The organism is Neorhizobium petrolearium, assembly GCF_017873175.1.
Lineage (GTDB): Bacteria > Pseudomonadota > Alphaproteobacteria > Rhizobiales > Rhizobiaceae > Neorhizobium > Neorhizobium petrolearium.
The window spans coordinates 1-1,345 of sequence record NZ_JAGGJW010000057.1 but is presented as its reverse complement, the minus strand read 5'-3'; the positions used below and the strand labels follow the sequence as shown (position 1 = coordinate 1,345).

Below are 1,345 nucleotides of genomic sequence, written 5' to 3'. Positions count from 1 at the left end.
GGCGGCATGCGGCAGCGGGTGATGATCGCCATGGCGCTCGCCTCCAGGCCGAAGCTTCTGATCGCCGACGAGCCGACCACAGCGCTCGACGTGACGATCCAGGGCCAGATCCTCGACCTCATCAAGCTGCTGCAGGAAGAGGAGGGCATGTCGGTGCTGTTCATCACCCATGACATGGGTGTCGTCGCCGAGGTCGCCGACCGCACCATCGTTATGTATCGTGGCGACGCGGTCGAGACGGGCGAGACCGGCGACATTTTTCATCGCGGCAAGCATCCCTATACGCGCGCACTTCTATCGGCCGTGCCGCGGCTCGGCTCGATGGGCGACCGCAGGCTGCCGCTGCGCTTCCCGATCATCGACATAAAAACCGGCGAGCAGCAACCGCTTGCCGACGTCACCGACACGGTGGCCAAGGGCAAGACGCCGATCCTCGACGTCAAGGACCTGACGACGCGCTTCGACATCCATTCCGGCCTGTTCGGCCGAAAGAGCGGCGCCGTGCACGCGGTCGAGAAGGTCTCCTTCAACCTGTTCGAAGGCGAGACGCTGTCGCTCGTCGGCGAATCGGGCTGCGGCAAATCCACGACCGGCCGCTCGGTCACCCGCCTCATCACGCCGACCAGCGGCGATGTCACGCTCGACGGCTACGAGGTGATGAAGCTCGACCAGTCGACGCTGAGGCAGATGCGGCGGTCGATCCAGATGGTGTTCCAGGACCCGTTCGCCTCATTGAACCCGCGCATGAGCGTCGGCTCGGCGGTGATGGAGCCGTTCATCGAGCACAGTCTGGGAACCAGGCAGCAGGCGCGCGACAAGGCGGCGAGCCTGATGGAGAAGGTGGGCCTGTCCGCCGACATGATGCGGCGTTTTCCGCACGAGTTCTCGGGCGGCCAGCGGCAGCGCGTGGCGATCGCCCGCGCCCTGATGCTCGACCCGAAGGTGATCGTCGCCGACGAGGCGGTGTCGGCGCTCGACGTGTCGATCAAGGCGCAGGTCTGCAACCTTTTGCTCGACCTGCAGCAGAGCCTCAACCTCGCGTTCCTGTTCATCTCTCACGACATGGCGGTGGTGGAGCGGGTGAGCCACCGGGTGGCGGTGATGTATCTCGGCGAGATCGTCGAGATCGGACCGCGGGCTGCCGTCTTCGAGAACCCGCAACATCCCTACACGAAAAAGCTGATGTCGGCCGTGCCGGTGCCCGATCCGTCGCGCCGCCGGATCAAGCGCAACATGTCGACCGACGAGATCAAGAGCCCAATCCGCCCCGTCAACTATGTGCCGCCCAAACGCGAATACCGCGAGGTCTCACACGGGCATATCGTCCAGGTCGCATGAGGGTTCG

1 protein-coding gene is annotated in these 1,345 nt (G+C 64.9%); it reads left to right on the top strand.

The window, feature by feature from the left end:
* The coding region (locus tag J2046_RS33615) for a dipeptide ABC transporter ATP-binding protein (RefSeq protein WP_210059142.1) at positions 1-1,338 on the top strand (1,338 nt) is incomplete at its 5' end.
* Positions 1,339-1,345 lie beyond the last annotated feature (7 nt).